Here is a 17,502-nt window from a genome sequence, read left to right on the forward strand (position 1 = left end):
GAGGTAAATTCCATGAGTTCCGAAAAATACTTTTATCTTTGTCGACAAGAATTCAACAAGATACTTTCATCTGCAACAAAAAATTCTGAAAAAAACTCCAAAAAAGAAAACCAAACTGTTTCCACCACCGTAGATTTAAAGGCTTGTTTCGACTTATGCAATCATTTTTTTGATAAAAGTAATGAAGAAAGCTTTGGTTTTTCGCAACGGCCACTTAAGCGTGGAACAAATGACTTTGTTTATTCCGGTGTTCTGCGTTGTACTTCTGTTAAAGAGGCATTGTTCTTCGTCGCCCAAGCGTTTAATGTCGCTCATGGAGGAGATTACAATTTTGTAACTTGTTGTAGCGACTTCACTAAGTATATAGTCAATGATGAGAGCTTTCATTATCAAAAAGACGAAAACCCACTGATTATCGAACTCGCCTTATTACAGCTCTATATCACTCTCTGTTATTTATCTAATTTTACTCTTGAGCTTTCTGCTTTTTATACCAAAAGAAAACAACCCATTCGTAACAGCAAATTATTAAGTGCGTTTAAATGCCCAATTCATTATGAGCATTCACAATATGAATTGATTTTTAAAAATACTCATTCACAAAAAACACTAAAAAAAGCAAGTTTAAACGAGATAAAGCTCCAAGCTATTCCCGGCTATCTACGTCATATTCTGTCCACCTCAACCATTAATAACTTGTCAGATAAGTACCTTATTTTTGAAGTGGAGAAAGCCATTCGAAACGGCATACTGAGCCAGCAAAAAGTTGCCGAGATTTTAGCCATGAGCGCCCCCACACTAAGAAGACGACTTAACTTAGCAAATACGAATTTCAGGAGTATTTCCGATAGGGTGCTGTCAGAGCTAACTGCTGAACTTATGAGAAAGAACATGGATCATCAGAAAATATCAGAGCTACTCGGTTACTCAGATATACGCAGTTACCGGAGAGCCTATAAACGCTGGTTTAATAATAAACCAGCGCTCAATAACAGGTAACACTCACACTACACAAATTCCGCTGCCGCCGCAGCGGACGCCCACGCCCATTGAAAATTAAACCCGCCCAAATGCCCTGTTACATCCACTACTTCTCCGATAAAAAATAAGCCTTTTTGTTTTTTTACTTCCATGGTTTTTGAGGAAAGTTCATCGGTATCCACGCCCCCTAAAGTGACCTCTGCCGTACGATAGCCTTCGATTCCGGCGGGGATGAGCATCCAATGGCTTAACTGTTCAGCAAACGACTTAAGCTTTTTTGTGCTCAATTGATTCATCGGTACACTGGGGCACCACCAATCCGTCAGCACCTGCGCCATTTGTTTTGTCATTTTTTCAGACACAATGGTTTTTAATTCTGCCTTCGGGCGTTCTTGTTGTTTTTGATACAACCATTGGTCAACATCGATATCCGGTAATAAATTAATAAATACTTCATCTCCGGGTTTCCAATACGACGAGATTTGCAAAATGGCTGGGCCACTTAAGCCTCGATGAGTAAATAATAGGTTTTCTCTAAAAACCGTATTATTGCAAGACACGGAAATATCTATCGAACTTCCGCTCAATACAGATAAGCGCTCTAGCATCGCCTTGCTTAACGTAAACGGAACTAAAGCCGCCGTTCTCGGCTTTAAGGTTAACTCAAATTGTTGAGCGATATCGTAACCAAACCCTGTGGCGCCCATGGTGGGAATGGAAAGGCCCCCGGTTGCCACCACCAAAGATTGGCAATCAATCTCGCCCAAAGAGGTGCTGACTCTATAACGGCTGCCCTGTTCTCCCATATCTTTATTTACCGATATTTCATGAACCGTACAGCGTGTTTCTACTTGTGCTCCGGCTTCTTCACACTCTTTCAATAGCATGTGAACAATATCCGAGGCTTTATTATCACAAAATAATTGCCCAAGCTTTTTCTCGTGGTAAGGGATCTCGTGCTTACTCACCAATTCAATAAAATCCCACTGGGTATACCGCGATAATGCGGATTTACAAAAATGTTCATTATCGGATAAAAAATTATTGGGCTCTGTGTACATATTGGTGAAATTACAACGGCCACCACCGGACATCAGGATTTTCTTTCCAACTTTATTGGCGTGGTCCACCACCATAACAGATCGACCACGAGCACCCGCTTTGGCAGCACACATTAAACCGGCAGCACCCGCACCGATAATTAACACATCAACTTTTATTGTATCCATTACTGCATTGGCCACAGAGGCATCCGTACAAACTTTACTCATAACACGCTATTACTTTTATTTCTTGTTATCGACAATTATTTTTCGTTACCGACGACTATTTTTCGTTACCGACGACTATTTTTCGTTACCGACGACAATGGATTTTCGACACAGGTCCAACCAACGCTCAATGCCCGCACTGCGATATTTATGACGATGCAAAATAAAATAAAATTTACGATCCCACTGTCGGTGAGGAACCGCAATCGGCACTAAAGACTTCCGCCCAAAGGCTTCCTGAAGGGTTATCTCAGACAAGCAACCCACTCCCAAACCCTCTTGAACAGCACGTTTAATGGCTTCGGTGTGTTGTAGCTCTAAGCGAATGGTCAACTCTGGCAAAATACCATGCATGGCTCTGTCGAACGCTTGGCGTGTTCCAGACCCTGGCTCACGAACAATCCACTGTTCTGCCAGTAAGTCTTCATCAGTGACGGTTTCACGTTGCGCGAGTGGATGATCAGGGGCCGTGAAAATGACCAAGTCATCGTCCATCCATTCATACACATCCAAATCACTGTGGTTCAGCTCCCCTTCGATAAGCCCCATATCCAATTCAAAGTGCAGCACTTTATCCACGATGGTTTGCGTATTCGCCACTTCCAAGTTGACTTTAGCCCCTGGGTTCTGAGCCATATACTCGGCCATTAAGCCCACCGCAATGTAGTTACCGATGGTAAGCGTAGCCCCAATATTCAAATCACCCGGCTTTTGGTGTTTAGCGAAAGCCTGTTCCATATCTTGTGCTTGCGCCAACAAGGCTTCCGCCTGAGGTCTCAGCAAGCGGCCCAGCTCATTCAATTTCAATCGTTTTCCTGCACGATCAAATAATCGCACATTGTATTGCGTCTCCAGCTCTTTTAACGCACTGCTGGCAGCCGATTGAGACATAGCCAAACTGTCCGCCGCACGCGTAATGTTTTCAAACTGAGCCGTAGCCAAAAAAACCTGCAACTGTCGAAGCGTAAAGTGCACAACCTCCTCCTTAATTAGACTGAGGCCCTCTCATGCCTTGAGGCTATGAGAAACCCTAACGGTATACCTCTCTATTTTAATCTACAAAACCGATAAACAAAAGCAAACATATTCATTTTACTGGATAGGGAGTTGAACATAATCTACTCCCAACGATGGAGAAGCGCTCACAAAGGCGCCCAAAGAGCACTATCTCGCCGCACAAACCCCTGTTCAGCCAAACGGCATTCACTCATGGGTACTCATAGAAAGCGGCAATCAACCGAATTCAGAGTGAGAACATTATTCATGGCAAAATTGATTACAGAAACCGTTACCCACGTTCACCACTGGAATGAAAGCTTATTCAGTTTTCGTACCAGCCGTGGTTCATCCCTTCGTTTTGAAAATGGCCATTTTGTGATGGTCGGATTAGAAGTGGAAGGCAAACCACTGATGCGTGCCTACAGTATTGCCAGCCCTAATTATGAAGAAGAGCTGGAATTCTTCAGCATTAAAGTGCCCGATGGCCCATTAACCTCTCGCCTGCAAAACATTGCACCGGGTGACCAAATCTTAATTAGCACCAAACCAACCGGAACATTAGTACCTGGGCACTTATTGCCAGGTAAAAACTTGTACTTGCTGAGCACAGGTACCGGCCTTGCGCCTTTTATGAGCATTATTCGTGACCCAGAAATTTATGAGCTATATGAAAAAGTCGTATTGGTACACGGCGTGCGTACCGTTTCTGAGTTGGCCTACCAAGATTTAATTAAAAATCAGTTGCCCCAAAACGAGTTTTTCGGCGAAGTCATTAAAGAGAAACTGATTTACTACCCAACGGTAACGCGAGAGTCTTATCACAACGAAGGGCGACTGACTGATTTAATGACCAGCGGCAAACTCTTTGATGACATCGGTTTACCGGCCATGAATTTGGAAGATGATCGCTTCATGATTTGCGGCAGCCCAAGCATGTTAAAAGACACCTGCGCTATTCTGGATGAGCGAGGGTTCACCGAAAGCCGCCACGGACAGCAAGCGCATTATGTGATTGAGCGTGCGTTTGTGGAGCAATAAATATATAGCCACTGACCTCGGTGGCTACTCCCTCTCAATTAATGCTCTATTTATTTAACGCTCTATTCTTTACTCTCTTCGACTGCCTTCTTTTCCGCATCTTTGCGCTTTTTTGCCCGATACGAAAGCGGATAAAACACAATACAAATGAGCGTCATCACTAGAGGCAAAAACCAAAATTGGAAAAAAGTATGAATGCGGTGTTTATTTTTATCCGTTGGGTGTAAAAGAACCGTCACTTCATCACCAATAGTGGATTCACACCATTTTTTCTTGCTCCATTTAAAATCCCCTTTTACCTTTAACCCTTCTACCGTAACGGCAACCGGCCCCCAAGATACTTTGGCATTTGTACCAGAACGACGATGACGATAACACTCTTCGATGATAGCGCGGGCGGGTGTAGCAGAAGTTAACAATGAAATACGATCGACAATGAACCAAATCGACAGAGGAATGGGCGCCAATAAGATAACGATAAAAAGTGCACCGATGCTGTACCCAAGCACTTTGGCGATCATAATTATCCCTCATTAATGACGTTTAATCATTCACCCTAAACCACCCGGTTAAGCTCATTCGTTCTTTTTTTGCCACCTGAACTTCATGGGGGAAATCTTCACTGAAAAAAACCACCAATCGACCAAATTCAGGCCGAATTACTTTTATGGGTGCTTCATTTATTGGCTTTTCACTCAATGGCTCACTTTCAATATTTCGAAAGCTCTGATCATAACAAGACTGATCATGACAACACTGCCAATGACTTCCTTCCACAGGTGGATACAGTAGCAATTCACCACCCGCCCCCTCTGGCCAATCTCGATTTAAATAAAAGACGGTGGATAACCGGCGATTCGAACGCCCTTTAAAGGCATCCAAATGTTTTTGATAAAACGCACCCGTGGGATACAGGGCGTAATGGCACTCATAGCGAAACAACCCAAGATAAAAATATCGATTCGCTAGGTGGCGCAGTTGCTCCATAAATGCAAAATATTCAGCAGCAGCGGCATGAGACTCTTCTAGCCAATACGTGCTATCACCACGTATGGAAGTATTGGTTTGAAAATCACCTTCTCTGCCAATGCCGGCGGGCGTTAACGCATTACTATTCAGGTGGTATTGTAAATCTGCCTCTAGTTTTTCCAATACCGATTCTGGAAAAAGTTGGTCGATTACGGCATAGCCATTTTGTTCTAACTCTTGAGCGATGGAATCCAATGCGGTGCTCAAATCCAATTCAGCACTCAAACTCAATTCAATAGTGGACTCTATTTCCATACAAGTTTACCAATCAGACTGTTTTGTCACACGCCCGCGCTTGCTTTTGATGGCACTGCGGCGAGATTTACTATCGAGCCGTCTTTGTTTCGAGGCCTTAGTGGGCTTGGTGGCAATACGAGTAATGGGAATATGCAATGCGGATTGCAAAATGGCCTGCAAACGCTCCAGGGCATCTCGACGATTTTTTTCTTGAGTACGAAATTGCTGCGCTTTAATCACGATAATACCGTCACTGGTAATACGCTGATCTTTGCGAGCCAGCACTCGATGTTTCACCCATTCCGGTAAACTGGAAGCACGAATATTAAAACGCAGATGAATGGCGCTGGAAACTTTGTTTACGTTTTGGCCACCTGCACCTTGAGACCGCATTGCATGAAATTCAATTTCATTTAACGCAATGGACAGGGTCGAAGAAATGGCTAATTGTTCCATCATAAAAAAACCGTACTCACGCCTCTAATGAGTATGATCAGACCCTGAGCGAGAAGGGTTAAACTCATAAACGTTGCCACCACTGGATTTATCCATCATTAAATCCACCGTTTGAGTCGGCTCAGGCCCGTCGGCTTGAAACCAACCGTGAATCACCACACCCAACGCCGCCAACAGTGTTGCAATGTAAGGAAATAATGGCGGTAATCCGGCACGTCGCTCCAAAAACAGTAAACCCAACATAAAAGCAACACAAAAAGATAAATGCTTAACACTGATCTTTTGAAAGCGCTCTTTTAGTGTTGGTGGTTGTCGAGTACCAGGCAACAATGCCACATCACAATGAGGGCAAATCATATTACTTTGATTATCTGCCCAGTTTTCTACTTTGGCTTCCTGCTCACGAAACACTTTTTTACAGTGTGCACATTGGTATTGCATGACAACCTTCTTGTGTCGGATTTATTGGCCCCAATAGAATTAGGTTTTCGGTAACGTTACACCACGCTGGCCCTGGTACTTACCTCCTCTATCGGCATAAGAGGTATCACACACTTCGTCCGACTCATAGAACAACATTTGTGCAACGCCTTCATTGGCGTAAATTTTCGCCGGCAGTGGCGTAGTGTTGGAGAACTCCAGTGTCACATGACCTTCCCACTCGGGTTCTAGTGGTGTGACATTCACGATAATGCCGCAACGAGCGTAAGTGGATTTACCCAAGCACACGGTCAGTACCGTACGTGGAATACGAAAATACTCTACCGTACGCGCCAAAGCGAAAGAGTTTGGAGGAATGATGCAAACATCACTTTGAATATCCACAAAGCTATTTTCATCAAAATGCTTTGGGTCTACCGTCGTAGAATGCACGTTCGTGAAAATTTTAAACTCATTGGCACAACGAACATCGTATCCGTAACTGGATGTGCCGTAAGAAATCAAGCGCTCACCTTTTTCGTCATAACGGATTTGTCCCGCCTCAAAAGGCTCAATCATGCCCTCATTTTCGGCCATACGCCGAATCCACTTATCTGACTTAATACTCATTGACTGCCTCTAGCATTGTACTACCACTGAGTGTACTACCACTGCGTGTACGACCAATATTGATACTATTTATACGGTGGCTATCCATGCCCACTGTTCATACCCACCATACATACCAACCATTTACGCAATGGCTATCTCTATGGTGACAATTCATACTGTATAAATCGCTTCTCTAAGATTCGGATGATACTGGTTTTCGCCCAACAAAAAAATTTACAACGAGAAAAAAGACACACCCACTGTGCGAACCAACAGAACTACCGCTTCATAAGGCGCAAGATGAATACGTCAATCTCCAGGCTGTCGCTATAATTCTCATCATAATCATTTCAGCGGCGATATTTCCAATGCAATAAAACAAACTGCTATAAAAGAACACAATACGAAGTGAGTAGGAAGAATATTCACCAATAAGGATAACGATAACCCACACATCAAGGGGCATTAAGAACAATCATGCATATTAGACAATGGCTTACCACAGTACTTTCTATTGCCAACCTGACTCTTGCCAGCCTGACTCTTGCCAGCCTAAGTACTTCCGTATGGGCTACTGAACCACCAGCCAATCCGGCAGCTGTCGATCAATTCGAAGAAAACTGTCTAGAAAATGCGCTCAACCGCGCCTCAGACAACATGACTGCCGCCGAAATCAGGGCATTATGTGAACCCTCAACCTCTAAAGGTACTAACGCCATTGAAAAGGCAGTGATTGAAGAAACAGTGATTGAAGAGACGAATAAAGAGGGAGCGGTTACCACACGCCAAACAGATCACACCAAGCCTGGTCTGGTTCAACGCCGTATACAACTTGAACAAAAAGCCATGGCGAACCCTTTTGCGCTATCACCGCATAACCCAAACTATGCCCTGCCATTTGTGTTCAACCCTTCCCCCAATAATGAACCGTTTGATGAAATTTATGGCAGTGAATTGGATTCAACGGAATTTCAGTTTCAACTGAGCTTAAAAGTCATCGCTGCACAAAATATATTCGGCACCAGCGGCGACATCATGGTTGCCTACACCAACCGCTCATTTTGGCAGGCTTACAACAGTGATATTTCCGCTCCATTTCGCGAAACCAATCATGAGCCCGAAATTCTGCTGTCTTTTCAAAACGACTATGAGTTGTTTGGCTTTCGAAATGTGTTCAACTTAATTGGCTTTAACCACCAATCTAACGGACGCAGTGGCGATTTATCACGCAGTTGGAACCGCATCATTGCGCAAACCGTTTGGGAGCGTGAAAACTTAGCCCTCTCACTGCGCCCTTGGTACCGCATCCCAGAAGACGAAGACAAATTTGAAGGAGACCCCTCTGGTGATGACAACCCCGACTTGGAATTTTATGTGGGCCATTTTGATTTCGGTACTGCCTACAAATTCGGCCAACAAGAAATCAGTATGATTGTGAGAAATAATTTACGCTCTGATAATCGTGGCTCTGTTGAAATGACTTGGAGCTTTCCTCTTACTCCCCGTATCGATGGGTTTGTAAAAGCCTTCAGCGGATACGGTGAAAGCTTAATCGACTATGACGTCAGTACAGAAAGTATTGGTATTGGTTTCGAATTATCGAATTGGATGTAGCCAAGCTATTCATCCGTAATTTCCAAACTCAAAGAGCTCGCCGCCATGGAATTCATCGCCACCTGAGCACCCACACGTCGAGCCACTTTACGATAAGACTCCGCCCACTCCGACGATGGATTCGACACTACCACGGGTTTCCCTTTATCCGCCTGATCACGAATCTTCAGCGACAACGGCAATTGACCTAATAAACGTGTCTCGTAGCCTTCGGCAATACGATCGCCACCGCCGGTGCCAAAAATCGGCTCTTCATGACCACATTGAGAGCAAATATGGGTCGACATATTTTCCACCACCCCCAATACCGGCACATCCACTTTGCGGAACATCTCAATGCCTTTTTGCGCATCCAGCAAGGCAATATTCTGCGGCGTGGTCACAATCACCGCACCACTTAAGGCAATTTTTTGAGCCAACGTTAATTGAATGTCTCCCGTGCCCGGTGGCATATCCACAATCAAATAATCCAACTCACCCCAGTCGGTTTGCGTCAAAATTTGTTGCAATGCCCCGCTGGCCATTGGCCCCCGCCAGACCATCGGGGTTTGCTCCGTTACCAAAAAGCCCATCGACATGGCTTTCACGCCATGGGCCTCCAACGGTTTGAAAATTTTGCCGTCCACCATCTCTGGGCGCTTGTCACCCAACCCCAGCATATGCGGGATAGAAGGGCCATAAATATCGGCATCCAAAATGCCCACCGACGCCCCTTCAGCAGCAAGCCCATAAGCAATATTCACCGCTGTCGTAGATTTGCCCACGCCACCCTTACCCGACGCCACCGCAATCACATGCTTTACCCCCGCTAAAAACGGCAGCTCTTTATTTTCAGGGCCATGAGGAATCTCCATATCCAAATCCACTCCAAGGGCTTCCACACCTGGCAGTTGATACAGCGTATTCCACACCGCTTGGGCTAAATTACGAATTTCCGAATTGCCAGCGTAAGGCATCTTCAACACCACATTGATTTTGCTTTTCTCCTCCTCTTGATCATCATCGATGCGCAGCTGATCAATGATGCCTGCCTCCACAATATTGGCATCAAAATCTTCAACATACACACCTTCCAAGGCTTTCCAAAGCTGAGCTTCATCAACACGAGGGGAATTCGAATCAGACGGTACAGACATGCGATTAATACTCCTGTTTTAGGGCGGTTAAGCCACCTCTTGGCTTACACCGAACAATCTGGCTTTTGGGAACAAAAGCACCCAAATTTAACCTTATGATTGGGCCAGCCCACCCTCAAATCAAATGCAAGGTTGTGGTATAGTCGCCCGCCAAAAAGCTTTACTCAATAACAGCGTTACCCAGTAACGTGTTAACCCGATTCACTTAATACTGTATAAATTGGAAGCCCTATGACACAGCCCCGAAAAATCTTGGTGACCAGTGCCCTTCCCTACGCCAATGGCTCTATCCATCTTGGTCATTTAGTGGAATACATTCAAACCGACATCTGGGTGCGCTTCCAAAAAATGCGGGGCCACCAATGCACCTATGTGTGTGCCGACGATGCCCACGGCACCGCCATCATGCTCAAAGCTGAACAAAACGGCATTTCATCGGAAGAACAAATTGCCAACGTCAAAGCCGAACACGAAAAAGACTTTGCCGATTTTGGTATTGGCTTCGACAATTTCTATTCGACGCACTCAGAAGAAAACCGTGAACTTTCAGGGTTAATTTACGAGCGCCTAAAAGCCAATGGTCACATTGCCACACGCAGCATCACTCAAGCCTATGACCCCGAAAAAAATCTGTTTCTGGCCGACCGCTACATCAAAGGCACCTGCCCGAAATGCAAAGCGCCCGACCAATACGGTGATAACTGCGAAGCCTGTGGCGCAACCTATTCCCCCACCGAACTGATCAACCCAATTTCGGCCATCAGTGGTGCCACTCCCATCGAAAAAGAATCTGAACACTTTTTCTTTAAATTGCCAGAGTTTGAAAGTTTCTTAAAAGAATGGACTCGTGCAGGCCACCTACAAGAAGAAGTGGCCAATAAGTTGGCCGAATGGCTCGACAGCGGTTTACAAGAATGGGACATCTCCCGCGATGCACCGTATTTTGGTTTTGAAATCCCCGGCGAGCCCGGCAAATATTTTTATGTCTGGCTAGACGCTCCTATTGGTTACATGGCCAGTTTCAAAAACTTATGTGATCGTACCGACGGATTAAATTTCGACGACTACTGGGCGAAAGATTCCACCGCCGAGCTTTATCATTTTATCGGTAAAGACATCGTGAATTTCCATGCGCTGTTTTGGCCAGCCATGTTGCACTCGGCGGATTTCCGCACGCCAACGAAAGTAAATGTACACGGCTTTTTAACCGTTAATAACAGCAAAATGTCCAAGTCGCGCGGCACCTTTATTAATGCTCGCAGCTATTTAGATCATTTAAATCCAGAATACTTGCGCTATTACTTCGCCAGTAAATTAACCGCCCGCGTTGATGACATTGACTTAAACTTGGAAGACTTTATCCAAAAGGTCAATTCAGACTTAGTGGGTAAACTCGTTAACATCGCCAGCCGTACCGCCAAATTTATTCAAAAATCCGGCGGAAATTTATCGAGCAATATCGATAACGAACCATTATGGCAGCAATTTATCGACGGCGAAAAAACCATTGCTGATGCCTTTGAGCAACGGGAATTCTCCAAAGCCGTGCGCGAAATTATGGCCTTGGCGGATGCAGCCAACGAATACATTGCCGAACAAGCACCTTGGGCACTGGCCAAAGAAGACGGCAACGAAGATAAAGTCGTCGCCGTTTGCACCCAAGGCATTAACATGTTCCGCGCATTAATTGCCTTCTTAAAACCCGTTGTACCAACATTGACTGAGCGTGCAGAAGCCTTCTTAGGTGAAACCCTCACCTGGGAAAGCGCACCTCAATTCAGAACCAATAGCACCATTAATAAATTTAAACCATTATTAACCCGTATCGAGAAAGAAAAAGTCGACGCCATGGTAGACGCCTCTAAAGAAGCCTTAAAAACAATGGAAACCCAACCCAAAGCTACCGGCCCATTGGCAGAAGAGCCCCTAGCCGATGAAATTCAATTTGATGACTTTGCTAAAGTAGACTTGCGCGTGGCCTTAATTGCCAAAGCCGAACACGTTGAAGGTGCCAATAAATTATTGCGTTTAACGTTGGATTTAGGCGGCGAAACCCGCAACGTCTTCTCGGGTATTAAAAGTGCGTATCAACCGGAAGATTTAGAAGGCAAACTCACCGTGATGGTGGCCAACCTTGCACCACGTAAAATGAAATTCGGCGTGAGTGAAGGCATGGTTCTAGCTGCTGGGCCGGGTGGGAAAGAAATCTATTTACTCGAACCCCACGAAGGGGCAAAACCGGGTCAGCGAGTGATGTAATTTTTCACCTTCTGTTTTTTCACCCCATTCCTATATAAAAACAAAGCTCACCTTACAATAGATACGCCATTAATGGGCGTATCTATCTCCTTCTCTTATCCATCAAATCGACTCAACCAACGCTGACTAAAGGCTTTATGGTCTTTACCTTCAGGATCATAAAACATGGTTTTATTGAAATCTGCACGGACACCTTTTAGCGCCTTACCCAAGGCCACATAAGCAGCGGGAGGGTGATTCAACGAACCAAGCTCTGGTTTCTCACCAGCTTGAAAAATAATACCGTTACTGTAGTCACAGTGCCAAATTCTTGAGTCAAGGCCCGGTAAAATAGCCTGAGCACCACCGGCTTTTTCGAGTAAACGATGGGAGACCGCCGTTAAGAAATTGATAGACTTAATTCCATCGCCGAAACCTAGAGCGGTTGTATTTAAATCAGACGCATCTAGTCCAGGATAATTCATTAGTGTATTGCCTATCAGCTTGCACGCTGCATTTTGACCACCAACTCCATGAGGAAAAACGGGACTCAGCCCAGCATAAGCGTGCTCAACTTCCAGATCATTACAAATCGTTGCAAATTGACGAATAAAACCATTACTCCCTATTTGATCCAAAATAGACAAAGGATAAGTCAACAACAAATAACCTAAGCGGTTAATTCGCATTACCTTAAGGGCCAAAGATACTGTTGACCAAGGTGATGCTATTCCCTCCAAAGCGCTACCCGCATTAAATTGAAAATCGGGCTTTTCATCCACCATTGGAGATAGCAATGTTAAATCTGGCCGCTCTCCGTGGTTTAGCTTTCGATAACTTTTATCGCCATCAATCATGTACTGACAGAGTTGACCTTCCGACTGCTGGCAAAACTGTTCAAGTGCTTTTATAAGACCTAAACGACGCTCACGCTTTCCTTGGGCGCCAAAATAGAAAGTCATAGAGAGCCCAAGAACAGCTGCCGGTTCACCGCTACGTTCAAAATAGACCAATGGTTTGAGGCTAAGCTCTTTTGGTGATACTGACATTTTATCTCCTTAAGTACAGAATTCATTCAAGGGGGAGCATCGGTGAATGGCAATTACATAAACGCTCTTCATCTTCTTCAGGTTCTTCACCAATTCGGTAGACTTGGTATTTGTCCTTGCCTCCCGCTATTTCAATGTAAGCTTGATCTTGCTTGAAATCCCTCGAATCTTTACCGAACTTCATCTCAACTACACTATCAATATTGTCTTCACCCGGCGGTCTTTCCGAATCAGACACGATAACCACATCGGTTCGACGTAAATAACCCTGACTCGGCTCAAAGCCCTCTATCTCTTTAATCCTCCCCATTGGGAAGTGAGAAGGTTCTGTGGTATCCGCGCCGTTTTTATCCCTATGCATGAAAGGGGTGGGTATTCCTGTGGTTTCCATATTCATATTCCACCAAATTTCAGACTTATAGCGGCTTTTGTAATTCATGGCTTTATCTGCTTCTTTCAAGACACCATCAACACATTGCTGCTTTAAGTTTTGGTCTCCTACTCCCTTCGCAGGGTTGCGATCACAACAGCAGCTTATCGCGCACATCACGCCATTGTCGATCATCTCTGCTCGCTCTTCTGAGCTTGCGGTGCTTAATATCTCCTCAATCTGAATTTCCCTGTTCACATCGCTTGATAAAGTTGGAATACCTTCATTCTGTTTTCGGGCGGCGTCCTCCTCAGCTACTTTTTGTGCTTTTTTAATCGCTTTCGATAAGACCTGTTGAATGGCCTTTTGGTCTTCAACATAACTCGGCATTCCATTTAACGTAATAGTGGCAGCAATAACCTGACCAACGCACTTATCCTCACAAGCTTTACCCATCGTGCACCCGTCCTTTATGACACTGATTTCAACCAACATAATGACTTTTTAATTAAGACGATTAAGTACAATAAGAGAAAAATTGTACTGTTTTTTCACAAAATAAAAGTTGGACTAAGCGCAGCTTATGTTTAATTTAATGACAACTTTGTAAATGGTAAGGTACTCTCCCTGAACTAATTTTTTAACTGCCTATTCGGCAGTGAACAATGAACAAGCACTACAAATGTTTGCGTACTGTTTCTGAGCTGCCTATTCGGCAGTGAACGTCTCAACATGGGCGCCTGATCAAGGGTGGACTTTCTGAGCTGCCTATTCGGCAGTGAACTGTACGACCAATATTAAAAAAGTCCATTCTGATTTCTGAGCTGCCTATTCGGCAGTGAACCAGCGAAAAGATCAGGTGGCCTCGCGCAGTTTTTTCTGAGCTGCCTATTCGGCAGTGAACGGCTTTGGTGAGAGAGCTATTGAAAGTGTCACTTTCTGAGCTGCCTATTCGGCAGTGAACGCGGCGTGTTACGCTGAGATTGAAAAGCCGGTTTTCTGAGCTGCCTATTCGGCAGTGAACTTTTTCATGTCTAAGCATTTGCAACTCTTCAATTTCTGAGCTGCCTATTCGGCAGTGAACGTTTTGGTATCGGAAATAGTCCCACAGGAGCTTTTCTGAGCTGCCTATTCGGCAGTGAACAGAGCCATACACTTAATTTAAGATTTGTGCCGTTTCTGAGCTGCCTATTCGGCAGTGAACACGTCATCAAGAGGCCCGCGAAAAGCGCAAGATTTCTGAGCTGCCTATTCGGCAGTGAACCGCACCGGCAGGAACGAGACTCTGAACAAATATTTCTGAGCTGCCTATTCGGCAGTGAACATTTGTGAAACCGCTGCTCGCTGTTTTTAAGATTTCTGAGCTGCCTATTCGGCAGTGAACGGGTGAATAAATACCGTTACTGATCATCTTTTTTTCTGAGCTGCCTATTCGGCAGTGAACCCTGTAAAGGGGCCGTGTCCTCGCTACGCTGCTTTCTGAGCTGCCTATTCGGCAGTGAACGCTACACAACAATTAATCGGTAAAGTCATGGATTTCTGAGCTGCCTATTCGGCAGTGAACACAATGGTTTCTTCGTCTTCGTTCCAAACGTTTTTCTGAGCTGCCTATTCGGCAGTGAACGTAATGAAAAACTGCCGGATTGTGATTCCGGTTTTCTGAGCTGCCTATTCGGCAGTGAACAGAAATGCTTTTGATCTTGCTTGCCGCCTGATTTTCTGAGCTGCCTATTCGGCAGTGAACTGTTGCGAGCCACCGCCACCATTGGTGGATTGTTTCTGAGCTGCCTATTCGGCAGTGAACAAAACCAACTTGCTCCACCATTAGCCCCCTGATTTCTGAGCTGCCTATTCGGCAGTGAACACCTAGGGACTCCCTCCACTGTGCAACCTCGGCTTTCTGAGCTGCCTATTCGGCAGTGAACTCATAACGTGACCATGGATCAATTTGTTTTACTTTCTGAGCTGCCTATTCGGCAGTGAACGTGGTGGAGAGTTCCGTGGTGGATTCTTCTATTTTCTGAGCTGCCTATTCGGCAGTGAACGACTATTACAACAACTTGCGACTTGATCTAATTTTCTGAGCTGCCTATTCGGCAGTGAACTATTATATTTCCGGAAAATATTTCCCCAAGACTTTCTGAGCTGCCTATTCGGCAGTGAACGCAGATTCTCAAAATCGGCTTTTTCACGGAGTTTTCTGAGCTGCCTATTCGGCAGTGAACAAACAGAAATAAAGCTTTCGAAGGCTCTGAAGTTTCTGAGCTGCCTATTCGGCAGTGAACACAATGTCACTTTTTCGCCGGTGTCGGAGTCTTTTCTGAGCTGCCTATTCGGCAGTGAACCCTTAGACCTAGTAATCCCCGGTTCGTTTAGCGTTTCTGAGCTGCCTATTCGGCAGTGAACGCGCAGCGAAAATTAGGAGGCTTCGAAAATGATTTCTGAGCTGCCTATTCGGCAGTGAACCATCTTCAGCGCCGCCGCACGCTGACGCTGCGTTTCTGAGCTGCCTATTCGGCAGTGAACTCACACCGACGACCTGGCCCCGCGAACCGTCCTTTCTGAGCTGCCTATTCGGCAGTGAACATAAAAATAAACCCATAAATAAATCCGCACCCTTTCTGAGCTGCCTATTCGGCAGTGAACCCATTATTCAGAGCTGCCCCTCATTAAATCTCTTTCTGAGCTGCCTATTCGGCAGTGAACTTTTAAACTCTTTGTAGCTGCAAAACTCCGTTTTTCTGAGCTGCCTATTCGGCAGTGAACTATCGGCGGCCAATGTCCTGCGTTTGGAGTACTTTCTGAGCTGCCTATTCGGCAGTGAACATAAGGTGGTGACGGTTGAATGGCTGCCGCTTTTTCTGAGCTGCCTATTCGGCAGTGAACAACCCCAGCTTTGAAGGCAATACGCCGTTAGATTTCTGAGCTGCCTATTCGGCAGTGAACACCTATCTAGCCGCGAGTATGCGCCGGGGCGATTTCTGAGCTGCCTATTCGGCAGTGAACACAGGTTTTCAAATTCGTTTCGACGGGCGGACTTTCTGAGCTGCCTATTCGGCAGTGAACCCCCGCCTGAAGTGCCGCCGGGCAAGCGTGTCTTTCTGAGCTGCCTATTCGGCAGTGAACAGTTGTTCTGTTGAGTCAAAAGCGGATAGAGTTTTCTGAGCTGCCTATTCGGCAGTGAACGATATCGATGCCGATTTTGCGTAGGCGTGCGCTTTCTGAGCTGCCTATTCGGCAGTGAACACTTGGTACGCCCATGGCCCATCGATCCGTTTTTTCTGAGCTGCCTATTCGGCAGTGAACAAAGTACATTGCCAGCCATCGGCACGATGGTTTTTTCTGAGCTGCCTATTCGGCAGTGAACTAGAGTATAGCATTGCTAACTATCTGATTGTTAAAGAACTATTGCGTTTATGGCTTGAATTACCCTCTTTTTACAAGCAAAAGAAAAAGCCATAAATATCAATAACTTATATTTATGGCTAAAAAAAGGGTTAGAACCAAGGGACAGTCGTGCTAGAAGAAAGCCCGTAGGCACTGAACTTGCCAGACTCTGACTTCTGTTGCGATATTGTCTGTTGGATAAACAAACAAAAACGCTGGCCAGTAGATTGACTAGAAACCCTCACGAAAGGAAGTGATAGTGCCTCTTCCACGCCATCGGGTATGCGCTCTTGAGCTTCCTGCTCAGTATACCCATGCCGCTTTTGTGCTCGTCGACGCAATCGATCAACGTTGCTTTTACTCTGCACTCGGCTCACCGTTACATACTCACAAGAATCGGGAACAGGCAATATCTCACCCACTCGACAATGATCGCGCATTCCTGTCAGCCACGGTTGAGCCATAAAGCCATCCAGTGCTTCAACCGTGCCATGAAGACGTAAAACTTCCCCTAGATGCGTCTTTAATTTAGGAAAACTTACACCAATTTTACCAAGGCCTTGGCTAACTAACCCACGATGAAATTTATTAAACAACGCACTCATTAACATCGGTGGTAAAAAGTCAGGATCTGGTATGAGCGTAATATCAGTATAATAATCCAT

The 17,502-nt window shown here is 45.2% G+C and carries 15 protein-coding genes and 1 CRISPR repeat array; of the genes, 4 read left to right on the plus strand and 11 right to left on the minus strand.

Annotated elements, in window-relative coordinates:
- Positions 1–12 precede the first annotated feature (12 nt).
- Positions 13–999 carry a helix-turn-helix domain-containing protein gene (locus LU351_RS14390; protein ID WP_232594787.1) on the plus strand — a complete coding sequence of 329 codons (987 nt, stop codon included), beginning with the start codon at positions 13–15 and terminating at the stop codon, positions 997–999.
- An 8-nt stretch (positions 1,000–1,007) separates the two neighbouring features.
- Here LU351_RS14390 and LU351_RS14395 read toward each other — a convergent pair whose 3' ends face one another.
- Both LU351_RS14395 and LU351_RS14400 read right to left on the minus strand, forming a co-directional pair.
- Complete coding sequence (locus tag LU351_RS14395) at positions 1,008–2,252, minus strand: BaiN/RdsA family NAD(P)/FAD-dependent oxidoreductase (protein ID WP_232594788.1); 1,245 nt, start codon at positions 2,250–2,252, stop codon at positions 1,008–1,010.
- 75 nt (positions 2,253–2,327) lie between these two features.
- A complete protein-coding gene (locus LU351_RS14400; RefSeq protein ID WP_232594789.1) occupies positions 2,328–3,227 on the minus strand; it encodes a LysR family transcriptional regulator in 900 nt (299 codons plus the stop codon).
- A 288-nt stretch (positions 3,228–3,515) separates the two neighbouring features.
- Between LU351_RS14400 and LU351_RS14405 the strand changes: the two genes are divergently transcribed.
- Positions 3,516–4,289 (plus strand): ferredoxin--NADP reductase, encoded by a 774-nt coding sequence (locus tag LU351_RS14405; protein WP_232594790.1) that lies wholly within the window; start codon positions 3,516–3,518, stop codon positions 4,287–4,289.
- Between the two features lie 62 nt (positions 4,290–4,351).
- Here the strand turns inward: LU351_RS14405 and LU351_RS14410 are convergent, their stop codons facing one another.
- The 5 genes from LU351_RS14410 to dcd are packed head-to-tail and all read right to left on the minus strand — an operon-like array spanning position 4,352 to position 7,061.
- A complete protein-coding gene (locus LU351_RS14410; protein WP_232594791.1) occupies positions 4,352–4,810 on the minus strand; it encodes a DUF3592 domain-containing protein in 459 nt (152 codons plus the stop codon).
- A 22-nt stretch (positions 4,811–4,832) separates the two neighbouring features.
- Positions 4,833–5,573, minus strand: coding sequence for a 2OG-Fe(II) oxygenase (locus LU351_RS14415; protein ID WP_232594792.1), 741 nt, complete (start codon positions 5,571–5,573; stop codon positions 4,833–4,835).
- Positions 5,574–5,579: 6 nt separating this feature from the next.
- Entirely contained in the window at positions 5,580–6,014 is a 435-nt protein-coding gene (gene arfB / locus LU351_RS14420) for an alternative ribosome rescue aminoacyl-tRNA hydrolase ArfB (protein WP_232594793.1), read from the minus strand.
- 21 nt (positions 6,015–6,035) lie between these two features.
- Complete coding sequence (locus tag LU351_RS14425) at positions 6,036–6,452, minus strand: hypothetical protein (protein WP_232594794.1); 417 nt, start codon at positions 6,450–6,452, stop codon at positions 6,036–6,038.
- 39 nt (positions 6,453–6,491) lie between these two features.
- A complete protein-coding gene (gene dcd / locus LU351_RS14430) occupies positions 6,492–7,061 on the minus strand; it encodes a dCTP deaminase (RefSeq protein WP_232594795.1) in 570 nt (189 codons plus the stop codon).
- Between the two features lie 459 nt (positions 7,062–7,520).
- On the opposite strand from dcd, the gene LU351_RS14435 reads away from it, so the two are divergent.
- On the plus strand, positions 7,521–8,657 hold the full coding sequence (locus LU351_RS14435) for a phospholipase A (RefSeq protein ID WP_232594796.1): 1,137 nt from the start codon (positions 7,521–7,523) through the stop codon (positions 8,655–8,657).
- Between the two features lie 5 nt (positions 8,658–8,662).
- Here LU351_RS14435 and apbC read toward each other — a convergent pair whose 3' ends face one another.
- Positions 8,663–9,793 carry an iron-sulfur cluster carrier protein ApbC gene (apbC, locus tag LU351_RS14440; RefSeq protein ID WP_232594797.1) on the minus strand — a complete coding sequence of 377 codons (1,131 nt, stop codon included), beginning with the start codon at positions 9,791–9,793 and terminating at the stop codon, positions 8,663–8,665.
- Between the two features lie 231 nt (positions 9,794–10,024).
- Between apbC and metG the strand changes: the two genes are divergently transcribed.
- On the plus strand, positions 10,025–12,052 hold the full coding sequence (metG, locus tag LU351_RS14445) for a methionine--tRNA ligase (protein WP_232594798.1): 2,028 nt from the start codon (positions 10,025–10,027) through the stop codon (positions 12,050–12,052).
- Positions 12,053–12,147: 95 nt separating this feature from the next.
- Here the strand turns inward: metG and LU351_RS14450 are convergent, their stop codons facing one another.
- The 3 genes from LU351_RS14450 to cas6f form a co-directional block, all read right to left on the minus strand.
- Entirely contained in the window at positions 12,148–13,080 is a 933-nt protein-coding gene (locus tag LU351_RS14450) for a type VI immunity family protein (protein WP_232594799.1), read from the minus strand.
- 22 nt (positions 13,081–13,102) lie between these two features.
- Positions 13,103–13,906: a hypothetical protein gene (locus LU351_RS14455; RefSeq protein WP_232594800.1), complete on the minus strand. Its 804-nt coding sequence runs from the start codon at positions 13,904–13,906 to the stop codon at positions 13,103–13,105.
- A 180-nt stretch (positions 13,907–14,086) separates the two neighbouring features.
- Positions 14,087–16,817: direct repeats of the CRISPR family, unit length 28 nt; unit sequence TTTCTGAGCTGCCTATTCGGCAGTGAAC.
- Positions 16,818–16,947: 130 nt separating this feature from the next.
- Positions 16,948–17,502, minus strand: coding sequence for a type I-F CRISPR-associated endoribonuclease Cas6/Csy4 (cas6f, locus tag LU351_RS14460; protein WP_232594801.1), 555 nt, complete (start codon positions 17,500–17,502; stop codon positions 16,948–16,950).

The sequence above is a fragment of the Marinibactrum halimedae genome (genome assembly GCF_021234875.1).
Lineage (GTDB): Bacteria > Pseudomonadota > Gammaproteobacteria > Pseudomonadales > Cellvibrionaceae > Marinibactrum > Marinibactrum halimedae.

What these genes read in the sequence shown, in the direction of transcription:
- LU351_RS14390 (WP_232594787.1), top strand. Translation starts at nt 13, where the DNA reads ATGAGTTCCGAAAAATACTTTTATCTTTGTCGACAAGAATTCAACAAG.
- LU351_RS14395 (WP_232594788.1), bottom strand. Translation starts at nt 2,252, where the DNA reads ATGAGTAAAGTTTGTACGGATGCCTCTGTGGCCAATGCAGTAATGGAT.
- LU351_RS14405 (WP_232594790.1), top strand. Translation starts at nt 3,516, where the DNA reads ATGGCAAAATTGATTACAGAAACCGTTACCCACGTTCACCACTGGAAT.
- LU351_RS14410 (WP_232594791.1), bottom strand. Translation starts at nt 4,810, where the DNA reads ATGATCGCCAAAGTGCTTGGGTACAGCATCGGTGCACTTTTTATCGTT.
- LU351_RS14415 (WP_232594792.1), bottom strand. Translation starts at nt 5,573, where the DNA reads ATGGAAATAGAGTCCACTATTGAATTGAGTTTGAGTGCTGAATTGGAT.
- arfB (WP_232594793.1), bottom strand. Translation starts at nt 6,014, where the DNA reads ATGATGGAACAATTAGCCATTTCTTCGACCCTGTCCATTGCGTTAAAT.
- LU351_RS14425 (WP_232594794.1), bottom strand. Translation starts at nt 6,452, where the DNA reads ATGCAATACCAATGTGCACACTGTAAAAAAGTGTTTCGTGAGCAGGAA.
- dcd (WP_232594795.1), bottom strand. Translation starts at nt 7,061, where the DNA reads ATGAGTATTAAGTCAGATAAGTGGATTCGGCGTATGGCCGAAAATGAG.
- LU351_RS14435 (WP_232594796.1), top strand. Translation starts at nt 7,521, where the DNA reads ATGCATATTAGACAATGGCTTACCACAGTACTTTCTATTGCCAACCTG.
- apbC (WP_232594797.1), bottom strand. Translation starts at nt 9,793, where the DNA reads ATGTCTGTACCGTCTGATTCGAATTCCCCTCGTGTTGATGAAGCTCAG.
- metG (WP_232594798.1), top strand. Translation starts at nt 10,025, where the DNA reads ATGACACAGCCCCGAAAAATCTTGGTGACCAGTGCCCTTCCCTACGCC.
- LU351_RS14450 (WP_232594799.1), bottom strand. Translation starts at nt 13,080, where the DNA reads ATGTCAGTATCACCAAAAGAGCTTAGCCTCAAACCATTGGTCTATTTT.
- LU351_RS14455 (WP_232594800.1), bottom strand. Translation starts at nt 13,906, where the DNA reads ATGGGTAAAGCTTGTGAGGATAAGTGCGTTGGTCAGGTTATTGCTGCC.
- cas6f (WP_232594801.1), bottom strand. Translation starts at nt 17,502, where the DNA reads ATGGATTATTATACTGATATTACGCTCATACCAGATCCTGACTTTTTA.